The organism is uncultured Clostridium sp. (assembly GCF_934754915.1).
In the GTDB taxonomy this organism is placed as follows: domain Bacteria; phylum Bacillota; class Clostridia; order Clostridiales; family Clostridiaceae; genus Clostridium.
The window spans coordinates 1-3,269 of sequence record NZ_CAKVKB010000252.1; the positions used below are offsets into that span (position 1 = coordinate 1).

The 3,269-nt window shown below is 28.1% G+C and carries 2 protein-coding genes and 1 pseudogene; 1 reads left to right on the forward strand and 2 read right to left on the reverse strand.

Features of this window, described 5'->3' with window-relative positions:
* Positions 1-495: pseudogene (locus Q0F58_RS18370) on the forward strand (type I glutamate--ammonia ligase); the annotation flags it as partial.
* A gap of 237 nt (positions 496-732) precedes the next feature.
* Here Q0F58_RS18370 and Q0F58_RS18375 read toward each other — a convergent pair.
* Together Q0F58_RS18375 and Q0F58_RS18380 are read right to left on the reverse strand one after the other, a co-directional pair.
* The gene (locus tag Q0F58_RS18375; RefSeq protein WP_294379346.1) at positions 733-2,064 is read right to left on the reverse strand and encodes an IS3 family transposase; all 1,332 of its coding nucleotides are present in this window, start codon (positions 2,062-2,064) and stop codon (positions 733-735) included.
* A 160-nt stretch (positions 2,065-2,224) separates the two neighbouring features.
* Positions 2,225-3,269: HNH endonuclease (locus Q0F58_RS18380; protein WP_294379348.1), on the reverse strand; the 1,045-nt coding region annotated here is incomplete at its 5' end.

Here is a 3,269-nt window from a genome sequence, read left to right on the forward strand (position 1 = left end):
GATCATGCTAAGGCATTAACAGCCATATGTAATTCAACAGTTAATTCATATAAAAGATTAGTGTTAGGTTATGAAGCACCAGTTCATATTGCATGGTCTTGTAAAAATAGAAGCCCATTAATAAGGATTCCTGCAAGTAGAGGTAGTGGAACAAGAGTAGAATTTAGATCTCCAGATCCAGCTTCCAATCCATATTTAATAATAGCATGTTGTCTTATGGCTGGATTAGATGGAATTAAACGTAAATTACTGCCACCAAAGAGTATAGATGAAAATATATATGAACTGACTAAAGAAGAGTGTCAAGAAAAAAATATAGATACATTACCAAAAAATTTAAAAGAAGCAATTGAAGAATTAAAGAAAGATGATGTTATTAAGTCAACATTAGGAGAGCATGTTTTAGACCGTTTTATAAAAATAAAGGAAGAAGAATGGAAAGAATATATTACTAATGTTTCTGATTGGGAAATAAAGAAGTATATAAATAGATAAAAATAAATAAGTTATGAAACAAAGCAGAAGAATATGGTGCTAATCAAGACATGGCTTAAGCATTATATCGAGAAATGATTTCTTGATTCATTAATATGGAATTAGATGAGTTTAAGAAAAATAAATAATTAACTTACTATCTTATGATTATGAGTAGTATACGCATTAAAAAGTTAAAGAGTAGCTTAAATGGGGAGAAAAATGGACCCTTTGTCAAGGACACAATAAAAAAAGGGACTAGGAAGCTAATAAAAGATGATTTCTAAATTGTTTAGGGGTCATCTTTTTTAAATTCCATTGATACCTATAATTATTGTAATAATCTATATAATCATCAACTGCATCAATAACTTCTTTAAGAGTTTTACATGTTTTAAAATCAACTTCATCTTTCATATGACCAAAGAAAGATTCTTGCGGAGCATTATCCCAACAGTTGCCACGGCGCGACATTGATTGACCTAATTTATTCTTCTTCAGTAATTTTTGAAATGTGGGGCTAGTATAATGAGCTCCTTGGTCGTAATGAATAAATGCATCTTTATGAAGGGCTTTCTTATGTTGAGCTATAAGCTTATCTATAGTAACTGTTACAATATCTATTTTTAAGGAATCTGAAACATGATAAGATAAGATATCGTTGCTACTACCATCTTTGATGGTAGACAAATAAGCCATATGATTATTACCATATGGTATGTAAGTAATGTCGGTTAGTAGTACTTTCCCAGGTATTCCTTGTTTGAAATTTCTTTCTAATAAATTAGGAACTACTCGATGCTCTTTAGTTGCTTTAGCCATCTTACGATAAGGATTAGTTTTTCTTACAGGACATTTAATATCGTATTTTCTCATGATTCGTTGAATTTTCTTTCTGCTATAAACAATAGAATACTCGCCTTCTAAAACCATTTTTATTGAACGTGATCCTTTCTTATAGCCCCTATAATTCATAGCTTTTAAAATATTTTCTTTAGCCTCTAAATCTTTATCTTCAATAATTCTCTGATTATCTAAAGTATTTAAATAATTATAATATCCCGAACGTGAAACCTTTAAGAGATCGCAAAAGTATGAAACCATGTTATTAAAATTGTTTTGGACAATGGTTTCATTTATTAATTTAAATACTTCCTTACTTTTTAGATTTATGCAGCTGTTTACCAGCCTCCTTTCTGTTACGTCTAATTTTTTTAACAGTTCTACCTGCTCTTCTAACAGTTTAATTCTAGCTTCTTGCTTTGAAATGATTTCATCTTTCGAGAGAACTTTATCAACAGGTCTTCCTGAGTTTTCTTTTCTTGTATCACGCAAACCTATAATTCCATCACGATTGTAAGCTTTTAGCCATCTAGCTGCCGCTTGCTCGTAACGTTTAACACCAAGTATTTTAATATCAAATCCAGCTTCTTCAAAAATTGTTCTAGGAAGCTTTCCTTTTAAATATTCATCTATAAAAAATCGCTTAAACTCATCAGAGTAAGTTATAGACTTTTGGCTAACTCTAACAACATATGGATTTTTCTTAAGTAATTCAATAGCTCTTTTATCAAATGTTATTTTACTCATGTTTTTTCCCTCCAAGATAGATATTAATATTATACATAAAAAGTACCTATAAACTAGACACTTTTTTTCTAGTGTCCTGTTTATAGGTACCATTTTACTTTAAGTATCTCTTTTATTTTTACATGATTATAATATATATTTAATTGTCTTTTTTAATTCATTATTTATATCTTTTACTTAAATAATTTGCAAATTTTTCAGTAATATACTCTTGAGATATCTCTTTTTGAATAGTAATTTCTTTAATATATTCTTTATGCTGCGTTTCTAAAGTAGAATCAATTAAAACCTTCCCTTGAGGATTAATTTTAATTAAATTTTCATCAAACATTTTATGATGATTCTCACATAACCATATTCCATTTTCCCCATCTATTGCATATGAAACCTTCTTATCTATATTAATAGATTGATCGTTTTTTATACTTGCTACTGGCCAAATATGAGCTCCTTGTATTAATTCAGGTATTTTACAGTTACATAGTGCGCATTTCTTTTCTCCATATTTATCAAATAAATTATAAATAAATCTTGGTGACCTCAAACTATTATTATTTTCAAATGCTTTCTTTTCCAAAAATATATCTGTAGGAACTACCTTAATTACGCCCATATCCATTAATACATCTAAGCAACTCTTAGGTAATTCCCTCAAATCTTTATCACAAACTTCATATAAAGTTACTTTATATTGCTGTGGTGCTAACTTTGATATAGCATAGCATATAAGTGTTGATTCATATTTATTAGCTCCATATGTCTTACCATATATTTCAACATGCGTTAATTTACTTTTAGTAATATATGTTGAATTATTACTACTATTCTTCTTTTTATTAATTCTTCTAGTATGAATAATATCTTCAATGGAATTAAATGAATTTATTTTTTGTTGTAAAGTTTTTTCTGCATTCAAAAATTCAAACCCGATTGTGCTCATTAACCTATATATAAATATTAAATAATCTGTTTCAGCATTTCCTGATGGATTAAGAAAATAATAATATAACTTCTTATTACTATTTTTATTATTGTAATACAAATTAAATGCAGTCGGAACACTCTGAATGCTAGAATTCCTACCACCTATTTCTTTTTCAGAAAATGATATATATGAAACTTCATCTTTATATAGCAAAATTGCAATTCTTCCTTTATTATAAGTAGCTTCATAAAATTCATCTGTATAGCTATTATCCACATAT

What these genes read in the sequence shown, in the direction of transcription:
- Q0F58_RS18375 (WP_294379346.1), bottom strand. Translation starts at nt 2,064, where the DNA reads ATGAGTAAAATAACATTTGATAAAAGAGCTATTGAATTACTTAAGAAA.